Raw genomic sequence first — 19,021 nt, 5'->3', positions numbered from 1 at the left:
TGAAGATGACTAAAAGAGTCAACATTTTGTTGCGCCGACTGGAACGCGCGCATTGCAGACATTGAGGGGTATCGGGATGACGTTGAATGCATATCGTGCGGCGCGAAACGGGGCCATCGGCCAAGGCACCCTGGCCGCTGCGGCATGCCTCTCGACCCTGCTTTGCAGCCAGGCCCTCGCACAGGAAAATACGGTCGAGCTCAACCCCATCAATGTCGAGGGACAGATCGACAGCCCGGTCGGCCCGGACGACGGTTACATCGCCAAGAACACCACCACCGGCTCGAAGACCGACACGCCGCTGAAGGAGATTCCGCAGTCGGTATCGGTGGTGACCCGCAAGCAGCTCGACGCCGTCAGCCCGGGCAACTCGAGGACACGCTGTCCTATCTTGCCGGCGTCACCACGTCGCCGTGGGGCATCGACCAGCGCTTCGACCAGTGTCTGATCCGCGGCTTCGACCTCTGCACGTCGGCGATCTACCGCGACGGGCTGCCGCAGAAGGTGATCGACTTCTCCGGCTTCAAGATCGAGCCCTACGGGCTGGAGCGCGTCGAAGTGCTGAAGGGGCCGTCCTCGGTTCTCTATGGTGAGAACGAGGCCGGCGGCATGGTCAACGCCATCACCAAGCGGCCGACGGACACGCCGATCTATGACGGCTTCCTCAGCTATGGCAGCTTCAACACGGTCGAGGCCGGTCTCGATGTCGGCGGCCCAATCGACGATGCCGGCGTGTGGTCCTACCGGCTGACCGGGCTGGTTCGTAACGGCGAGATCGAAACCGACTATTCGCGCAACGACCGCATCTTCGTCGCGCCGGCGCTGACATGGCAGCCGGATGCGCAGACCTCGCTGACCATCCTCGCCAACTACCAGTGGGACAGGCTGACGCCGATCCAGTTTCTGCCAGCGGAATATGGCAATCTGCCGCGCAATTTCTTCACCGGCTCGCCGGACTTCGACCGCTTCGATGCCAACCATGGTTCGATCGGCTATCAGTTCAGCCATGAGTTCGACGACAATTGGACAGTGCGGCAAAACCTCCGCTACTCGCAGCAGGAGACCGACTACCGGCAGCTCTACTATGGCCAATGGCTTGGTGTCAGCCCAGACATGATCAACGACCATACGATGGCGCGCACGCTGTTCACGGTGGATGAGACGGCAAGGCTGTTCAGCGTCGACAACCAGGCCGAATACAGGGCGAACTTCGGTTCCGTCGAAAACAAGCTGCTGTTCGGTCTCGACTACAGCAGACAGTCGGTCGACGGGCAGAACGGTTACGGCGAGGGTCCGCCGCTGGACACGCTGGACCCGGACTACTCAATCCCGATCACGCCGCCGAGCCTTATTATTACGGATCGCGTCCAGACGATCGGCCAGATCGGTCTTTATGCGCAGAACCAGTCCAAGATCGCCGACCACTGGATCCTGACCCTCGGCGGCAGGCAGGCCTGGGTCGACAACACCAATCTGGACCGGATTGATGATACGGGCAGCTACGAGCAGAAGGACCATGCCTTCACCGGCAACATCGGCATCGGCTATCTCTTCGACAATGGCCTGACGCCTTACGCCAGCTATGCCGAATCCTTCACCACCAATATCGGCCAGACCCAGTCCGATGTGCCGTTCCAGCCTTCCAAGGGCAAACAATACGAAGTCGGCGTGAAATACGAGCCGACTTTCTTCCCCGGCTTCATCACGGCCTCGCTGTTCGACCTGCGCAAGACCAATGTGCTGACGACCGATCTCACGAATCCCCTTTTCCAGGTCCAGACCAGGGAAGTTCGCCATCGCGGCCTTGAGATCGAGGCCAACGCCGATCTCGCTTCCGGCCTGAGCATGACCGCGGCCTACACCTATCTCGACGCGGAAATAGCAAAGGGCGACGACACTGGTAACCGCCCATCTTTGGTGCCTGAACACCAGGCCTCGCTGTGGGCCAATTACGAGGTCGGCCACGGCATGCTTGAGGGCTTAAGCGTCGGTGCCGGCGTGCGTTACATTGGCGCAAGCTTCGGCGACAATGCGAACGCGGTCAGCGTGCCCGGCCGCACGCTGGTCGACGCAGCACTCCGCTACAAGAAGAATGGCTGGCAGGCCGCGCTCAATGTCTCCAACCTGTTCGACAAGACCTACTACTCGACGTGCTATGAGGCCGGCAGCAATGGCGACCTCAGCTGCATCTATGGCGAAGGCCGCGTCATCAAGGGCAGCCTCAGCATGAAGTTCTAGGCCGGCGGCGGTTCGAGGCTGCCTCCAGAGCGGCGGCGAATCGTGCCACCGCTCTGGCTTTTGTCTGAGCATCGGATTTCCCCAAAACCGGTACCCACTTTGGGTTCGATGCTCCAGCATCATGTTTCCTCCATGAACGCATTGCATGCTGAAACGGCTCCGACTGGCGATTCCAGTCGGACAGATCGCCTGGAGCGGCAGGACGATCCGGATAAATCCAAAAAACGGTGGCAAGCCGTCGCCAGAAAGTGTTGAAGACCGTGCCGATCGCATTGAACGCGGCGCGATCCAGTTGCGCTCGGCAAGGCTTGATGATTTGTTGCCGCTTCAAGGAGAATGAATGATGCGCGAGCCTGTCGGTCAAGACGAATATGGGTCGGCCAACCCGTTCGACCCGGACGATCTGTCGACGTTGAACGTGATGGGTCCGGCTGTGGGCAGCAACGACTTCGAGAAATACGCGGTCGCGGTGATCATCGTGTTCGGCGCCCTCGTCATTGGCGGCCTGATGGCCGCATCCCTGACCTTTGGGCATCGCAACGGCTTCCTCTACGCGCTTGGCGGCGCCACTGCGGCGTGGATATCGGGAAATGCGCTCCTGCTCGACCGGCCGCGTATCTATGCCCTGTTCGTCGGCATCGCGGCCGTGATGCTGATTGCCTCCACCATAACGCTGGTCATCTGACGGGTCTGCCGATATTCAGGTGATGCCGGCCTGGCCTGAATCTCAACAGACCCCGGGCGCACGAAATCTAATATCCGATCGCCTTGCCGGATGCGGCGCGGCTGTCGATGGCGCCGTTGTAGCGGGCGCCGCCGCCCTTCTCGATGTCCGCCAGGCTCTTGCCGCCGACCAGGATGCCGGCAGCCTGGCCCCAGGTCGCATCGGCGACATCGAGGTGGTAGCCCATGCCGGCAAGCAGTTTTTCGGTATCGGGCGACAGGCCGAACGGTTCGATATAGACCGTGTCGGGCAGCCACTGGTGGTGGATGCGCGGTGCGTCGATCGCCTCCTGGATGTTCATGCCGTGATCGACGACATTGACGATCGCTTCCAGCGTGATGGTGATGATGCGCGAGCCGCCGGGGCTGCCGATGACCATGAACGGCTTGCCGTCCTTGGCGACGATGGTCGGGCTCATCGACGACAGCGGCGTCTTCCTCGGCTCGATCGCATTCGCCTCGCCCTGGACGAGGCCGTAGAGATTGGGCACGCCCGGCTTCTGGGTGAAATCGTCCATCTCGTTGTTGAGCAGGATGCCGGTGCCGTCGGCGACGACGGCGGCGCCGAAGGAGCCGTTCAGCGTATAGGTCACCGCGACGGCGTTGCCGTCATTGTCGACGATCGAATAATGCGTCGTCTCCTGGCTCTCGCCAAAACCCTTCGGCATCAATTCCTGCGACACGCCGGCCCGGAACGGATCGATCTTTTCGCGAATTTCCTTCGCATAGTTCTTGTCGAGCAGCTTTTCGACCGGATTGTCGACGAAGTCGGGATCGCCGAGCGCCGAGTTGCGGTCGACATAGGCGTGGCGCATCGCCTCGACCATGATTCGAACGGTTTCGGCGGAACCGGCGCCCAGATAGGATAGCGGATAGCCCTCCAGCACGTTGAGGATCTCGCAGATGATGACGCCACCCGAACTCGGCGGCGGCGAGGAGGTGATCTCATAGCCGCGATAGTTGCAGGTCACCGGCTCGAGTTCGCGGACCGCATAGGTCTCGAAATCCGCCTTGGCCAGAATGCCGCCCTTCTCCGCGCTCGCCTTGACGATGCCGTCGGCGATCGATCCTTTGTAGAAGGCATCGCGACCTTGTTCCGAAATGGCCGAGAGCGCGGCGGCGAGATCGGCCTGAACAAGGCGCTCGCCAATGGCATAAGGCTTGCCGTCCGGCTTCAGGAAGATGGCGGCGGCCGCCGGATCCTTGGCCAGCCGCTCGGCGCCGCCTTCGAGCGAAGCGACATCGCCCTGCTCCAGCACGAAGCCGTCCTTGGCATAGCGGATCGCCGGCGCCATCAGGTCCTGCCGCGTAAGCGTGCCATATTTTTCCCGCGCCGTCTCGAAGCCGGCCACCGAACCCGGCACGCCGACCGCGAGATAGCCGTCGAGGCTGGCGCCCTTCACCGGCTTGCCGTCCTTGTCGAGATACATGGTTTTCGTCGAGGCGAGCGGCGCGCGCTCGCGGAAATCGAGAAAGGTCGAGCGGCCGTCCTTGAAGCGGATGGTCATGAAGCCGCCACCGCCGATGTTGCCGGCGTTCGGGTAGACGACAGCCAGCGCATAGCCGACGGCGACGGCAGCATCGACGGCGTTGCCGCCCTTCTTCAGCACCTCGACGCCGACTTCAGAGGCAAGATGCTGGGCGGTCACCACCATGCCGTGCTCGCCCTTCGCCGGCTGCGGCGAGGCGGCGAATGCGGTCACCAGCGGCGCAAAGGTCAAGGTAAGGGAAAGACTGACGGCGATCAGCGTTCGGCGGGTGTGGTGCATGGCCGTTCTCCGAGAGGCGTTGGATGTGCCTAGAAGACCCTGTCGGAGCGATCGAGTCCATGGCAATGGAACGGAAAGGGATTGGTGCACGCCCTCACCGACCGCTTCATCAATCCTATAAGTCTCTTTCCGACAAAGGGCATTGCCACGCCGGTTCCGGGATCACCTCGCCGAGCTCGGTTGACTGAACGCCTCGGCAGATCTGCTGCCCAAAGCAGACCTTCGCCGCGAAGTTGACGAATCATAGCCGCTTCGGCAGCATTGGTCCTGGCGTGGCCTACCGCCGAACCTCCCAAGACCTTCCTCAGCACGGTCTTAAACGGAGGCAAAGGGACTTACGTCTCGGGTCGCTGTCTTGGTCCGATCGTTTCGGATGTGGTTGCTGGGGAACTCCGTCCGAGACGTGAAAGGCCTGACAATGACGAAAAACGGAACCTTCAAACATCGTGTACGTACCCGTGCCGCTAAAACGGGCGAGTCCTACACCGCCGCTCTCATGCACGTTCGCGGCAGCTCGCGGCACGACCTGCCCGCTGAAGCCAAGTCAGTGCGTTTGGCTGTAGCGCAATCCAGCCTCTGCGATGATCCTCGCGACATAGCTGCGCTTCGCGCCGGCGGGCTGGAGATGCGACGTCTGATGCGTCAGGCACATCAGGCGGGAGCGAGGATCGTGCATTTTCCCGAGGGCGCGACCTGCTCCCCTAACAAGCGCATCATGTCGGTTAGCGGCCCCGAAGAAGTCGGCCCTTCCGCTTGGGGGCGGTTCGAATGGGCTGTCCTACGTGAAGAATTGAATGCTGCGAGGGAGCTTGCGCGAGAGCTCGGGCTCTGGACGGTCTTCGGTTCGGTGCATCAACTCACCCAGCCGCACCGGCCGCACAACAGCCTGTATATCGTCTCCGACCTTGGGAAACTGGTGACGCGTTACGACGAGCGCATGCTGTCGAACACGAAGATCTCCTTCATGTACACGCCGGGTTCAATCCCGGTGACGTTCGAGGTTGACGGTGTCCGCTTCGGCTGCGCGCTAGGGATGGAAACGCATTTTCCGGAGATTTTCATCGAATACGAGCGGCTTGATGTGGATTGTGTTCTGTTCTCGACCACTGGCGGGGCTTCCCCAAATGAGCTGGCTTTCGCTTCCGAGACGCAGGGGCACGCGGCAAGCAATAGCTACTGGATCAGTTTCTCGATGCTCGCGCGACATGGCATGAATGCCCCTTCGGGGATCGTTGCTCCCGACGGCCGATGGGCCGCGCAATGTGCAGCGGATGGAATGCCCTCAATTGCCGTTGTCGATATCAACAACAATCCGGGAGACCTCGCCCGACCCTGGAGGCGAACGGCTCGGACCGGCATTTACGAATGGCACCTGGTGGACGACGACCCACGAAGCGACAGCCGCGATATATTCTGAGCCGTGGATCGGCTGGGCAATTTCAACTTGACTGATGACGGCAGTTATGCTAGGAATTTATTCATGGTGCTGACTTGCGCCAGAGACCCGCCCGGCTCCCGAGGCGGGTTTTTTGTTTCAGGCCGACATCAAACAATCCCGCCGCCGCCGCTCGCAACCGCCGGCCGTTCCGCCGCGACCTTGGCCCGGTAACCGGCGGCGCGGTAGGCGGCGACCGGATCGATGGCGCCGCCGGTGTTCAGCCGCGCCATGGCGAGGATCGGCTCGACATCGGTGCGATAGGCGGCTTTCAGCGTCTGCGTCGCCATCAAGGCGTCGTTGGCGTCCTGGTAGCTTTCCAGTGCCCTGCGGTCGACCAGCAGCGCCTGCGCATAGGCGCGCTGCACCTCGACCGCCGACAGCATCAGGCTTTCGATCGGATCGGTGACATTGTGGCTCTGGTCGAGCATGTGGGCCGGATCGAAGCCGTCGGCTCCGGCAAGCTCGGCATCGACCAGTTCGTTGAAGACGAGGAACAGCCGGTAGGGGTCGATCGAGCCGGCATCGAGGTCGTCGTCGCCATACTTCGAATCGTTGAAATGGAAGCCGCCGAGCTTCTTGAACTGGATCAGCCGCGACACGATCATCTCGATGTTGACGTTGGGCGCATGATGGCCGAGGTCGACCAGGCAGAACGCCTTGTCGCCGAGTTCGGTGGCGATCATGTAATTGGTGCCCCAATCCTGCACGACGGTCGAATAGAAGGCCGGCTCGTACATCTTGTGCTCGGTGAACAGCTTCCAGTCGTCAGGCAGTCCGGCATAGATCTCCTTCATCGCATCGAGATAGCGCTCGAACGCCTTGGCGAAATTGACCTGGCCAGGGAAATTCGAGCCGTCGCCGATCCACACCGTCAGCGCCTTCGAGCCCAGCGTCTTGCCGATCTCGATGCATTCGAGATTGTGCTCGACCGCCTGCCGGCGGGTGGCGGCATCGGCATGCGACAGCGAGCCGAACTTGTAGGACAGCGTCTGGTCCCTGGCGTCGGAAAAGGTGTTGGAGTTCATGGCGTCGAAGCCGAGGCCGAAGCGCGATGCCGCCTGTTTCAGCCGGTTCGGATCGGCCTTGTCCCAGGGTATGTGCAGCGAGACGGTCGGCGTCGCCTGCGTCAGCTGGCGGATGACGGCGCAGTCTTCGATCTTGTCGAAGATGTCGCGCGGCTCGCCGGCGCCGGGAAAGCGGGCAAAGCGGGTGCCGCCAGTGCCGACGCCCCAAGACGGGATCGCCACGGCGAATTTTTCGACCTTGTCGCGGATGGTGTCGATGGCGATGCCGCGACGGTCGAGGCGCTCGCCGAGCGAATCGTAATCACGCTTGAGGTCAGCGTTGCGTGCGGCATTGTCTTTCTCGACAACGTCGGCGGAGATGATGATTTCGGACACTGCGTTTCCTCCCAAATACGTTCGGTTGGCGCTGCCCCTCATCCGCCTGCTGGCACCTTCTCCCCGTATAGAGACGGGGAGAAGGGAAGCGCTCCAGAGTTGGCGACCTCCCTCTCCACGTCCTTACGGGGAGAGGGTAAGGGTGAGGGGCAGCGCCGCCTTCAAACTATTATCGCGTAAAGCTCTGGGCGTTGCCCGCGTCGACATTGACGATGTTGCCGGTTGACTTGGCCGACATGTCGGAAGCGAAGAAGTAGATCGCCTCGGCGATGTCTTCGGGGAACACCGAACGCTTCAGCATCGAGCGCGAGCGGTAATGCTCCTCCAGATCGTCGGTCGACATCTTGTAGGCGGCGGCGCGCTGTTCCTTCCACTCGCCAGTCCAGATTTTCGAGCCGCGCAGCACGGCGTCGGGATTGACGACATTGACCCTGATCTGCGCTTCTGCGCCCTCCAGCGCCAGGCAGCGCGCCAGATGGATCTCGGCGGCCTTGGCCGTGCAATAGGCGGCAGCATTGGGCGATGCGGCAAGACCGTTCTTAGAGGCGACGAAGACGACGTTGCCGCCGATCTTTTGAGCGCGGAATAGCCGGAAGGCTTCCCGCGAAACGAGGAAATAGCCGGTCGACAAGATGTCCATGTTCTTGTTCCACAGCGCCAGCGTGGTTTCCTCGATCGGCGCCGAGGTTGCCAGGCCGGCATTCGACACCAGGATATCGATGCCGCCGAACTCGACCGCCGTCTCGGCGAAGCCGGAGATCACCTGGTCCTCGGCGGTGACGTTGACGACCAGCGGCCGCACGAAATCCTTGCCGTAGGCTTTGGCCAGTTCGTCATTGGCGCTGGCAAGGGCTGCTTCGTCGATATCTGCCAGCACGACGCAGGCGCCTTCGCGCAGCAGCCGGTTGGCCGTCGCCCGGCCGATGCCGCCGGCGCCACCGGTGACCAGAGCGATCTGGCCGGCAAGAGCCTTCGGCTTCGGCAGGCGCTGCAGCTTCGCCTCCTCGAGCAGCCAGTATTCGATGTCGAAGGCTTCCTGCTCGGGCAGGCCGACATAGGTCGACACCGTCGAGGCGCCGCGCATGACATTGATGGCGTTGACGTAGAACTCGCCCGATATGCGCGCCGTCGCCTTGTCGCCGGCGAAGGTGAACATGCCGACGCCGGGCATCAGATAGACCACGGCGTTCGGATCACGCACCGGTGGGGAATCCGCATGCTTGCAGCGGTCGTAATAAGCCTGATAGCCGACGCGATACGCCGCCACGTCTTCGGCGAGACGGGCGATGACGGCATCGACATCGGGATTCTCGGGATCGAACTCGATGACCAGCGGCCGGATCTTGGTGCGTAGGAAATGGTCCGGGCAAGAGGTGCCGAGTGCCGCCAGCGGTCGCAAATCCTTCGAATTGACGAATTCGAGCACGGCGGGCGAATCGTCGAAATGACCAAGCTTGTGGCTCTTCTCCGAAATCAGGCCGCGGATCCTCGGCATCAGCTTTGCCGCGACAGTGCGGCGCGCCGGTGCGTCGAGCGACTTGACCGCCTCGCCGCCAAAAATCGGCAAACCTTCGGACCGGCGCTCGAACCACTCGATCGCCTGGTTGATCACCGAGATCGTCGTTTCGTAGCATTCCCGAGGCGTGTCGCCCCAGGTGAACAGGCCATGGCTTGCCAGCACGACACCCTTGGCCTCCGGGTTTTCGAGGCAGAATTTTTCCAGCCACAGGCCAAGTTCGAAGCCCGGCCGCTTCCATGGCAGCCAGCCGATCGCGTCGCCGAATATCTCCTTGGTCAGCGCCTTCGAATCCTTGGCGGCGGCAATGGCGATGATGGCGTCGGGATGCATGTGGTCGACATGAGCCTTCGGCACGAAAGCGTGCAGCGGCGTGTCGATCGAGGCCGCGCGCGGATTGAGGTTGAAGGTGCAGTGGGGCAGATAGCCGACCATCTCGTCCTCGTGCTCGAGGCCGCGATAGAGACCCTTCAATGCCCTGAGCTTGTCCATATAGAGGGTGGCGAAGCCGTCGAGCTTGATCGAGGCGCTGTCGCCGCCCGAACCCTTCACCCACAGAACCTCCACGCTCTGCCCGGTGAGCGGATCCTTTTGCCAGATCTTGGAGGAGGTGTTGCCGCCGCCATAGTTGGTGACGCGCTTGTCGGAGCCGAGAACATTCGAGCGATAGACGAGACGTTCCGGCTCGCTCATCCCCAGGGCTTTCGCCTCATCCCAAAGGTTGGCGAGGCGCGTGCCGGAGCGCTTGTCGAGCATAGGTAATCCTCCCGTGACGTGAGACGCGCAAAATGATGCGGTCAATTGCCACCGCATTAGCGGGTCAGCTTTGGCCGAATGTCCACGGAAGCGCAGGCATTGTCAATCATAAACGATCAAGATTGATCATATTGCACTGCACAATGGAATTATATGATCGGAAATGATTGACACTGCGCGTTTTGGGTGCCTAGATGTACAGGCAGGGAGGAACCATGCACGAGAGAGAGCGCCACAGGATCATTTTGTCCGCCGTCCAGGAAAAGCCTGTGGTGACGGTGCAGGAAATGGTCGACCTGACGGACTCGTCAGAGGCGACGATCCGGCGCGACATCGCGGCATTGCATGTGCAAAAGCGCCTGCGCCGCGTGCGTGGCGGTGCCGAGGCGATCTCGCCACCGCAGTTCATCGGCCTTGCCGGCCGGCCCTTTTCCGTCAACGAGACGATCAACGCTTCGCAGAAGCGGGCGATCGCGCGGGAAGCGGTGGAACTCTGCAAGGACGGCGAGCCGATCATCGTCAATGGCGGCACCACCACCTTCCAGATGGTGCATTTCCTGACCGGCCGCCGCATGCCGATCTTTACCAATTCCTTCCCGATCGCCGAGCACCTGCTCAAGCACTCCAAGAACACGGTGATGCTGTCGGGCGGCACCATCTACCGCGAGCAGAACATCATCCTTTCCCCCTTCGACAATGACGTGACGCGCAATTTCTATGCGCGCCGCATGTTCATGGGCGCGCAAGGGCTCGGACCGCTTGGCCTGATGGAAGGCGATCCGCTGCTGATCCAGGCCGAGCAGAAACTGATCGACCAGGCCGACGAGCTGGTGGTGCTGGTCGACTCGTCGAAGTTCCGCAAACGCTCCAGCCTGATCCTGTGCGGCCTGTCGCGCATCGCCACCGTCATCACCGATGACGGCATCGAGGATCGCGAGGCCAAGATGCTGGAAACCGCTGGTGTGACGCTGATCGTCGCCCGCACAACGGCAAACAACAAGGAAGAATCTTCGCTGCAGGCCTGAGACGCCCCGCAGCGGCGATGGAATGCAACGCTCAAGGGAGGATATTCGAATGAGCTTCTTGAAGAAATTGATGGTGACGGCAGCGTTGTCGGCCGCCATGTTCGTGAATGCCGCCCATGCCGAGAACGTCAAGATCGCGCTGGTGGTCAAGTCGCTCGGCAACGGCTTCTTCGACGCCGCCAACAAGGGCGCCGAGGAGGCGGCCAAAGAACTCGGCGACGTCGACATCATCTACACCGGCCCGACCAAGGCCACCGCCGAAGCGCAGATCGAGGTGATCAACTCGCTGATCGCCCAGAAGGTCAATGCCATCGCCATTTCGGCCAATGACGCGGACGCTCTGGTTCCGGCGCTGAAGAAGGCGATGGATCGCGGCATCACCGTCATCTCCTGGGATTCGGGAGTCGCCCCGGAAGGCCGCCAGCTTCACCTCAACCCGTCCGACACCAACCTGATCGGCGAGACCATCATCAAGCTGGCCGCCGACTACCTGCCCGAAGGCGGCGAAGTCGCCATCCTGTCGGCTTCGTCCACGGCGACCAACCAGAACGCCTGGATCGACGCGGCCAAGAAGGTGCTGCCGGAGAAATTCCCCAAGATCAAACTCGTCGCCACCGTCTATGGCGATGACGACTCGGCCAAGAGCACCGACGAGGCCAAGGGCCTTCTGAAGTCCTATCCGAACCTCAAGGCGATCATCGCACCGACCACGGTCGGCGTCGTTGCCGCAGCCCAGGTGGTGACCGACGAGAACCTGATCGGCAAGGTCAACGTCACCGGCCTGGCGCTGCCGTCGGAGTTCAAGAAGTTCATCGACAACGGCGCCTCGCAGGCCGTCGCGCTGTGGAACCCGATAGACCTCGGCTACTCGGCCGTCTACCTCGCCCATGACCTGGCGGTGAAGAAGGAAGAAGCCAAGCCCGGTGCGACGCTGTCGATCGGCCGCGTCGGCAAGGTCACGCTCGACGACACCAACTCGGCTGCAATGGCTCCGCCCTTCAAGTTCGACAAGTCGAACATCGAAGAGTTCTCCAAGATCTATTGATCCTGGAGCCTGCAACCTTGCGCGGCGGGGCTCAGGTCCCGCCGCGACTTCAAACGGACCTTGCTTCAGGGCTTGATACGACTATGGACACGACAGCCCAACACGATTTGGCAAAAGAAGCGCCTTTGTCTTCAGGCCCGCGGCTGACTCTGTCCGGCATCTCGAAGAGTTTTCCCGGCGTGCGCGCGCTGCACGACGTCAGCCTGTCGCTCTATCCTGGCCAGGTGACCGCGCTGATCGGCGAAAACGGCGCCGGCAAGTCGACGCTGGTCAAGATCATGACCGGCATCTACCAGCCCGACGCGGGCACGATCAGCATAGACGGCCAGCCCGTTACACTGCCCAGCGCCCATGCCGCCTTCGGGCACGGCATCACCGCCATCCATCAGGAAACCGTGCTGTTCGACGACCTGACAGTGGCAGAGAACATCTTTCTCGGCCATGCGCCGCGCACGCGCTTCGGCACCATCGACTGGCGCACCATGCGCAGACAAGCCCGTGAAGTGTTGAACACGATGGGTGCCGGCCACATCGACGCCGATGCACGGCTAAAAGATCTCGGCATCGCCAACAAGCACCTCGTGGCCGTCGCCCGCGCCATGTCGATCGATGCGCGGATCGTCATCATGGACGAGCCGACCGCGGCGCTTTCGCTGAAGGAGATCGAGGAGCTCTTCCTGCTGGTCGAGTTCCTGAAGAGCGAAGGCAAGGCGATCCTGTTCATCAGCCACAAGTTCGACGAGATCTACCGCATCGCCGACCGTTACACGGTGTTCCGCGATGGCGAAATGGTCGGCGAAGGTCTGATCAAGGACGCCGGCCAGAGCCAGATCGTGCGCATGATGGTCGGCCGCGCCGTCGACCACATCTTCCCGCAGCGCAAGGCCGAGATCGGCGCGCCGGTTCTTGCCGTCTCCGGCCTGTCGCATCCGACCGAGTTCGACGACATCGGCTTCGAGTTGCACAAGGGCGAAATCCTCGGCTTCTACGGGCTTGTCGGCGCCGGGCGCAGCGAAGTGATGCAGGCGATATCAGGCATCACCCGCACCAGCAGCGGCACGATTGCGCTGGAAGGCAAGGCGATCACGCCGAAATCGGCGGCGGATTCGATCGATGCCGGCATCGTCTACGTGCCGGAAGAGCGCGGCAAGCAGGGCGTGGTGATCGGCCTGCCGATCTTCCAGAATATCTCGCTGCCGTCGCTCAAGCGCACGTCCAAATCCGGCATGCTGCGGCTGGCCGAGGAGTTCGCGCTAGCCCGTTCCTATACCGAGCGGCTGGACCTGCGCGCCTCCTCGCTCAGCCAGGACGTCGGCACGCTGTCTGGCGGCAACCAGCAGAAGATCGTCATCGCCAAATGGCTGGCGACTGCGCCAAAGGTGATCATCCTCGACGAGCCGACCAAAGGCATCGACATCGGTTCGAAAGCCGCCGTGCACGGCTTCATGGCCGAACTCGTCGCGCAAGGCCTGTCGGTGATCATGGTGTCGTCCGAATTGCCCGAGATCCTCGGCATGTCCGACCGCGTGGTCGTCATGCGCGAGGGTCGTATCGCCTCGGTTTACGACAACAAGGGGCTTGACGCCGAGACGCTGGTCAAGACGGCAGCGGGGATCGCGGCATGAAGGCTTTTCTCAGGTATCGCGAAGTCTGGCTGCTCGCCGCCATCGTCGTGCTGATCGGGCTGGTATCGATGCGCTTTCCAGGCTTTGCCAACCTCGGCAATCTGCGCCAGCTGTTCAACGACACCTCGATCCTGATGATCCTGGCACTGGGTCAGATGGTGGTGATCCTGACCCGCTCGATCGATCTGTCGATGGCGTCGAACCTCTGCTTCACCGGCATGGTGGTGGCGATGCTGAACGCGGCGCACCCGGCAATCCCCATCCCGCTGCTGATCGTCATCGCGCTTCTGGTCGGCCTGGTGCTCGGCGCCATCAACGGATTTTTGGTCTGGCGGCTGAACATCCCGTCTATCGTGGTGACGCTGGGCACGCTCACCATCTACCGCGGCGCCACCTTCGTCATATCAGGCGGCGCCTGGGTCAATGCCGACCAGATGAGCCCTGAGTTCATCGGCCTGCAGCGCGCGGCGTTCCTCGGCATCCCGGTGCTGTCGTGGATCGCTATACTCGTCATCGCTTCGTTCTTCCTCTTGATGACGCGCACCGCGCTCGGCCGCTCGATCTACGCCATCGGCGTCAACCCGACCGCATCGGTCTATGCCGGCATCGATGTCGGCCGTACCAAGTTCATCGTCTTCTGCATCTCCGGGGTGGCTGCTGGTCTCTGCGGTTATCTCTGGATATCGCGCTACGTCATCGCCTCGGTCGAGGTCGCCAATGGCTACGAGCTCAACATCATCGCGGCTTGCGTCATCGGCGGCATCTCGATCGCCGGCGGCATCGGCTCGGTCGGCGGCGCGGTGCTCGGCGCACTGTTCCTCGGCATCATCTCCAACGCGCTGCCGGTCATCAACATCTCGCCCTTCTGGCAGATGGCGATTTCGGGCAGCGCCATCATCCTGGCCGTGGTGCTCAACGCGCGCGGCGAACGCCGGCAGGGCCGCATCATCCTCAAAAAGGCGGAAGCGGCATGACCGACACCCCTGCCCCACGCCACATTCCCGACCGGCTCGACAAGCCGCTCAGTTCGGCGATCTTCTCCTGGGAGGCGCTGCTGGTCGCGGTGGCGGTCGCCATCTTTGCCGTCAACAGCTTCGCCTCGCCCTATTTCCTCGACCCGTGGTCGCTGTCGGACCTGACCTTCAACTTCACCGAAAAGGCGCTGATCGCGCTGGCCATGGCGCTGCTGATCATTTCCGGCGAGATCGACCTGTCGGTCGCCGCGATCATTGCCTTGGCTTCGACGATGATGGGCATGGCGGTGCAGGCCGGCGCCGATACGCCGGTGCTGGTGGCAATCGGCATCCTGGTCGGGCTCGGCTGCGGCGCCTTCAACGGGCTGCTCGTCACCAGGCTGGGATTGCCGTCGATCGTCGTCACCATAGGCACGATGAGCCTGTTTCGCGGCATCGCCTTCATCATCCTCGGCGACCAGGCTTATAAGGGCTATCCCTCGAGCTTCGCTTTCTTCGGCCAAGGCTATGTCTGGTGGGTGGTGTCGTTCGAACTGGCGCTCTTCCTCACCGCGGCGGTCATCTACTGGTTCCTTCTGCACCGGACAAGCTTCGGCCGCCGCGTCTTCGCCATCGGCAACAACCCGGTCGCGGCGCAGTTTTCCGGCGTGCGTGTCGGCCGCATCAAGTTCATCCTGTTCTGCCTGACCGGGCTGATGGCGGGCATCGCCTCGGTGCTGATCACCTCGCGGCTCGGCTCGACCCGGCCTTCGATCGCACAAGGCTATGAACTGGAAGTCATCACCATGGTGGTGCTCGGCGGTGTCAGCATCCTGGGCGGTGCGGGCAGCATCGTGGGCGTGGTGCTGGCCGCCTTCATCATGGGGCTGGTGACCTTCGGTCTTGGCCTGCTCAATGTGCCCGGCATCGTCATGTCGATCTTCATCGGTCTGCTGCTGATCATCGTCATCGCGCTGCCGATCGTCTGGCGGCGCGTGCGGCGGGAGCGCTTCACCTGATGGCCGAGAAATACGCGTTCAAGATGAAGCTCAACCCCGGCATGAAGGCCGAATACAAAAGGCGCCACGACGACATCTGGCCGTCGCTGGTGACGCTGCTCAAGCAGGCCGGCGTTTCTGACTATTCGATCCATCTCGACGAGGAGACCGACACCCTGTTCGGCGTGCTGTGGCGGCGCGACGGCCATGGCATGAACGAATTGCCGAAGCACCCGGTGATGCAGCGCTGGTGGGCCGAGATGGCCGACATCATGGAAACCAAGCCTGATAACGAGCCGGTGGCGGTGCCGCTGGAAACAATGTTTCATATGGAATGACCCGCCACGTCGCCGTCATCGACATCGGCAAAACCAACGCCAAGGTGGCGCTGGTCGATCTCGCCGATATGCGCGAAGTCGCGCTGCGCCGCGTGGCGAACGCGCCCGTTGCCGACGGCCCCTACCCGCACCACGATGTCGAGCGACTATGGACTTTCATCCTCGACAGCCTCGCCGGGATCAACCAGGAGCAGCGCATCGATGTGATATCGATCACCACCCATGGCGCGACAGGCGTGCTGGTGGACGCTGCCGGCGAACTGGCGCTGCCGGTGCTCGACTATGAATTCGCCGGGCCCGATACCCTCGCCAAGGACTATGACGCGATCCGTCCGGCCTTCGCCGAGACGGGCACGCCGCGCCTGCCGGTCGGCCTCAATCTTGGCGCGCAGATCTTCTGGCAGCAGAGGAGTTTCCCGGCGGATTTCGCCAAGGCCGCCGCGATCCTCATGTACCCGCAGTACTGGGCCTTGCGCCTGACCGGCGTCGCCGCCAACGAAGTGACCTCGCTCGGCTGCCACACGGATCTGTGGAGTCCGTGGAAAGCGGATTTTTCGTCACTGGTCGACAAAATGGAGTGGCGCCGGCTGATGGCGCCGGTGCGGCCAGCAAAAGACCACCTAGGCCCAATCCTGCCCGCTCTTGCCACGCGAACCGGGCTCGATCCACAGACGCCGGTGTTGTCCGGACTGCACGATTCCAACGCCTCGCTGCTGCCACATCTCCTGTCCGACGCGCCGCCTTTCTCCGTCGTCTCGACCGGCACCTGGGTGGTGTCGATGGCGGTCGGCGGCAACACGGTCACACTCGACCCGGCCCGCGACACACTGGTCAATGTCAACGCGCTCGGCGATCCGGTGCCGTCGGCGCGCTTCATGGGAGGCCGCGAATTTTCCCTGCTGACAGAAGGCCAGTCGGAAGACTTGACCGAAGAGGATGTCGCCACCGTGCTCGGGCGGAAGACATTCCTGCTGCCTTCGACCCAACAGGGTTCGGGGCCTTTTCCGCATCAGACCGCCGCATGGCTCGACGCCGATAATATCAGCGCCGGCCAGCGCTTTGCCGCCATCTCGTTCTACCTGGCGCTGATGACCGCGACCTGCCTCGATCTGATCGGTGCCAATGGCCCGACCACCGTCGAAGGTCCGTTCGCCCGCAACCGGCTTTTCACGCAGATGCTCGCAGCGACCACGGCGCGTGCCGTCATTGCGTCCGAAGCCGCGACCGGCACCAGCATCGGCGCTGCCTTGCTGGCTTCGGACCAAAGAACTATCCAAGCCAAAGGCGAAGGGATCGAACCGCCGGCCGATCCAGCCTGGGCAAACTACGCGCGCTCATGGCGTGCGGTGGTCGAGGCGCAGAGCTGACTACAAAATCCGCTTACCGAAAGCCGACATGACGAAGTTGACCGTTTCCGTCGCCAGCCGCGGTTCGAAGTCCGGCGTCAGGCCGGAGACGTTCATCGACAACAGCCCGCCGGACAGCGCGATCGCCTCCATCGCCTGATGCGTTTCGCGCACGGTGATGCCGCCCGACCCCGCCGCCCAGCCGGCGAATTCGGTCACATCAGGGGAATAGCTGACATGGAAGCCTTGCGTGCCGGAGGTGGCGATGCGGATCGCCTCGTGCATCAGGTCGCGCATCCCCATGGCGTCGATGTCGGTCATGGTGAAGGCGGAGACGCGCGAATCCTTCAACACCCGGGCCTCGGCCGGATCGGCATGGCGCAGCCCGACGATGACGACGTTTTCCGGCGACAGCTGCGGCTGCAGCGCGCCGGGCTTGTGGTCGAGACCCAGCGCCCGCGCCAGCACCGAGCCTTCCGGCAGATCGATGCTGTCTTCCCCTTCCGGCATGAGTGCTGCGATGGAATCGATCCAGATCAGGCCGAAGGAATGCGTGGCGCGCGCGGTCGCTGTCAGCGCCTTGTGGGCGATGCGCCGGTCGCTCCCGGCGGTGAGCCGGATCAGGCCGGACGGCGGTCGCTCGATATCGGCCAGTTCGACGACATCGAAATTCATCGCCTCCAGCCGCGCCCCGGTCGCTTCCCTGGCGAGGATGCCGGCGGCCGCCGGTTCGGCCGATATCGACACCATCTTGCGGCCGGAAAAATCCTCGACGTCGTGCATCGGGGCCTTTTCGACATATTCCGAGGTCATCGCCAGCAGCATGGCGCCATAGCTCATGCGGAAGGCGACACGGTCGCCGACGGCGGGCGGCGGATCAGCGTCGTGCACGTCGAGCAGCAGGTGGTCGCTGGAGGCGCCGAGCACCCGCACCCCCTTGGCGATCGGAGTGAGCCCTTCGACCAGCACGTCCTCGCGGCCGATATTGGCGATGGCGCGCAACCGGTCGCCCTCGTCGGGAAAGACCGGCTGGTTGCCGAAAGCGTCGTAGCCGGATTGCCCGATCGGCCGCGATGGCTTCAGCTTGACCTCGATGATGTCGCTGGTCAGCCGGCAGGCATCGGGCTCGAGTTCGGCCCACGGCGTCTCGCGGAAGGTCTCGATTCCCCCTTGCAGGATTGCCTCGCCGATCCGCAAATTGTTGATTCCGGCGGGCAGCCTGCCTTCGAGCAGCAGCGTCAGCGACGAGGAGGCGCCGCCCGAAATCCAGTCCAGGCTTTTGCCGGAGAGCCGCTCGGTCTTGTAGGCTTGGGCGACGAGCTGCCCGAGATTTTCTTCCGTCGGCATGATGGCGCCGAAGCAGCCGAGATTGGTGCCGATGCCGGCGATGCGCACGCCCTTGAGGGCCAGGATCTGCTCGACCGTCGGCACGAGATCGTTCGGCCAGATGCCTTCCCGGAGATCGCCGAGATCGATCATCAGCATGATGTCGTGGACGCGGCCCATGCGCTCGGCGATGCGCGATAGCTCGCGGATGGTGGCGAGTTCGGATTGCAGGCTGATGTCGACGGTGCGGACCACCTCCTCGATGCGCGCCATCGGCGGGCTGCGCAGCAGCATGATCGGAGCGTTGATGCCGCTGTCGCGCAGTCGGCGGATGTTTTCGAAGCGCGATTCGGCGATGCCGGCGACGCCGCCGCGCAGCATGGCGCGCGCCACCTGCGGCATGCCGCAGGTGCCCTTGGTGACGCCGAAGACCTTGATGCCCGACAGCGCGCAGCGGTCGACGATCGTGCGCGCATTGCGCTCGATGCGGCCAAGGTCGATGGCGACTTGCGGTCCCGACATTGC

General features: G+C 62.8%; 16 protein-coding genes. 12 read left to right on the top strand and 4 right to left on the bottom strand.

Going from position 1 to position 19,021, the window contains the following annotated elements:
* Positions 1-76: 76 nt before the first annotated feature.
* The 4 genes from E5X88_RS24215 (at position 77) to E5X88_RS24200 (ending at position 2,923) form a co-directional block, all read left to right on the top strand.
* Positions 77-448: a hypothetical protein gene (locus E5X88_RS24215; protein WP_292165821.1), complete on the top strand. Its 372-nt coding sequence runs from the start codon at positions 77-79 to the stop codon at positions 446-448.
* On the top strand, positions 382-2,238 hold the full coding sequence (locus E5X88_RS24210) for a TonB-dependent siderophore receptor (protein WP_292165818.1): 1,857 nt from the start codon (positions 382-384) through the stop codon (positions 2,236-2,238). Before E5X88_RS24215 ends, E5X88_RS24210 begins: the two co-directional genes overlap by 67 nt.
* 145 nt (positions 2,239-2,383) lie before the next feature.
* Positions 2,384-2,578, top strand: coding sequence for a hypothetical protein (locus tag E5X88_RS24205; RefSeq protein WP_292165798.1), 195 nt, complete (start codon positions 2,384-2,386; stop codon positions 2,576-2,578).
* Positions 2,579-2,923: a hypothetical protein gene (locus E5X88_RS24200; protein ID WP_162457886.1), complete on the top strand. Its 345-nt coding sequence runs from the start codon at positions 2,579-2,581 to the stop codon at positions 2,921-2,923.
* Between the two features lie 67 nt (positions 2,924-2,990).
* On the opposite strand, the gene ggt is transcribed toward E5X88_RS24200, so the two are convergent.
* Positions 2,991-4,730 (bottom strand): gamma-glutamyltransferase, encoded by a 1,740-nt coding sequence (ggt, locus tag E5X88_RS24195; protein WP_292165795.1) that lies wholly within the window; start codon positions 4,728-4,730, stop codon positions 2,991-2,993.
* 418 nt (positions 4,731-5,148) lie between these two features.
* Between ggt and E5X88_RS24190 the strand changes: the two genes are divergently transcribed.
* Positions 5,149-6,147 (top strand): carbon-nitrogen hydrolase family protein, encoded by a 999-nt coding sequence (locus tag E5X88_RS24190; protein ID WP_292165793.1) that lies wholly within the window; start codon positions 5,149-5,151, stop codon positions 6,145-6,147.
* 128 nt (positions 6,148-6,275) lie between these two features.
* On the opposite strand, the gene rhaI is transcribed toward E5X88_RS24190, so the two are convergent.
* Positions 6,276-7,610: an L-rhamnose catabolism isomerase gene (gene rhaI / locus E5X88_RS24185; protein ID WP_292165792.1), complete on the bottom strand. Its 1,335-nt coding sequence runs from the start codon at positions 7,608-7,610 to the stop codon at positions 6,276-6,278.
* A gap of 127 nt (positions 7,611-7,737) precedes the next feature.
* Complete coding sequence (locus tag E5X88_RS24180; protein WP_292165790.1) at positions 7,738-9,840, bottom strand: bifunctional rhamnulose-1-phosphate aldolase/short-chain dehydrogenase; 2,103 nt, start codon at positions 9,838-9,840, stop codon at positions 7,738-7,740.
* 215 nt (positions 9,841-10,055) lie between these two features.
* Here E5X88_RS24180 and E5X88_RS24175 point away from each other — a divergent pair, with 215 nt between their 5' ends.
* The 7 genes from E5X88_RS24175 (at position 10,056) to E5X88_RS24145 (ending at position 17,191) form a co-directional block, all read left to right on the top strand.
* Complete coding sequence (locus tag E5X88_RS24175) at positions 10,056-10,865, top strand: DeoR/GlpR family DNA-binding transcription regulator (protein ID WP_292165789.1); 810 nt, start codon at positions 10,056-10,058, stop codon at positions 10,863-10,865.
* A gap of 49 nt (positions 10,866-10,914) precedes the next feature.
* The gene (gene rhaS / locus E5X88_RS24170) at positions 10,915-11,910 is read left to right on the top strand and encodes a rhamnose ABC transporter substrate-binding protein (RefSeq protein ID WP_292165787.1); all 996 of its coding nucleotides are present in this window, start codon (positions 10,915-10,917) and stop codon (positions 11,908-11,910) included.
* Positions 11,911-11,993: 83 nt separating this feature from the next.
* Complete coding sequence (locus tag E5X88_RS24165) at positions 11,994-13,535, top strand: sugar ABC transporter ATP-binding protein (RefSeq protein WP_292165785.1); 1,542 nt, start codon at positions 11,994-11,996, stop codon at positions 13,533-13,535.
* A complete protein-coding gene (locus tag E5X88_RS24160; protein ID WP_292165784.1) occupies positions 13,532-14,509 on the top strand; it encodes an ABC transporter permease in 978 nt (325 codons plus the stop codon). Before E5X88_RS24165 ends, E5X88_RS24160 begins: the two co-directional genes overlap by 4 nt.
* The gene (locus E5X88_RS24155; RefSeq protein WP_292165782.1) at positions 14,506-15,507 is read left to right on the top strand and encodes an ABC transporter permease; all 1,002 of its coding nucleotides are present in this window, start codon (positions 14,506-14,508) and stop codon (positions 15,505-15,507) included. Before E5X88_RS24160 ends, E5X88_RS24155 begins: the two co-directional genes overlap by 4 nt.
* The gene (gene rhaM, locus E5X88_RS24150) at positions 15,507-15,824 is read left to right on the top strand and encodes an L-rhamnose mutarotase (RefSeq protein ID WP_292165781.1); all 318 of its coding nucleotides are present in this window, start codon (positions 15,507-15,509) and stop codon (positions 15,822-15,824) included. The genes E5X88_RS24155 and rhaM overlap by 1 nt, the downstream gene beginning before the upstream one ends.
* Positions 15,821-17,191, top strand: a complete 1,371-nt coding sequence (locus E5X88_RS24145; protein WP_292165779.1) for an FGGY-family carbohydrate kinase — start codon at positions 15,821-15,823, stop codon at positions 17,189-17,191. Before rhaM ends, E5X88_RS24145 begins: the two co-directional genes overlap by 4 nt.
* Here E5X88_RS24145 and E5X88_RS24140 read toward each other — a convergent pair whose 3' ends face one another.
* Positions 17,192-19,018: an alanine racemase gene (locus E5X88_RS24140; RefSeq protein WP_292165777.1), complete on the bottom strand. Its 1,827-nt coding sequence runs from the start codon at positions 19,016-19,018 to the stop codon at positions 17,192-17,194. It abuts the gene before it with no gap.
* Positions 19,019-19,021: the final 3 nt, after the last annotated feature.

This window comes from Mesorhizobium sp., from assembly GCF_004962245.1.
GTDB lineage: Bacteria > Pseudomonadota > Alphaproteobacteria > Rhizobiales > Rhizobiaceae > Mesorhizobium.
The sequence above is the reverse complement of the archived record's forward strand: the minus strand, read 5'-3'. Positions and strand labels throughout refer to the sequence as shown.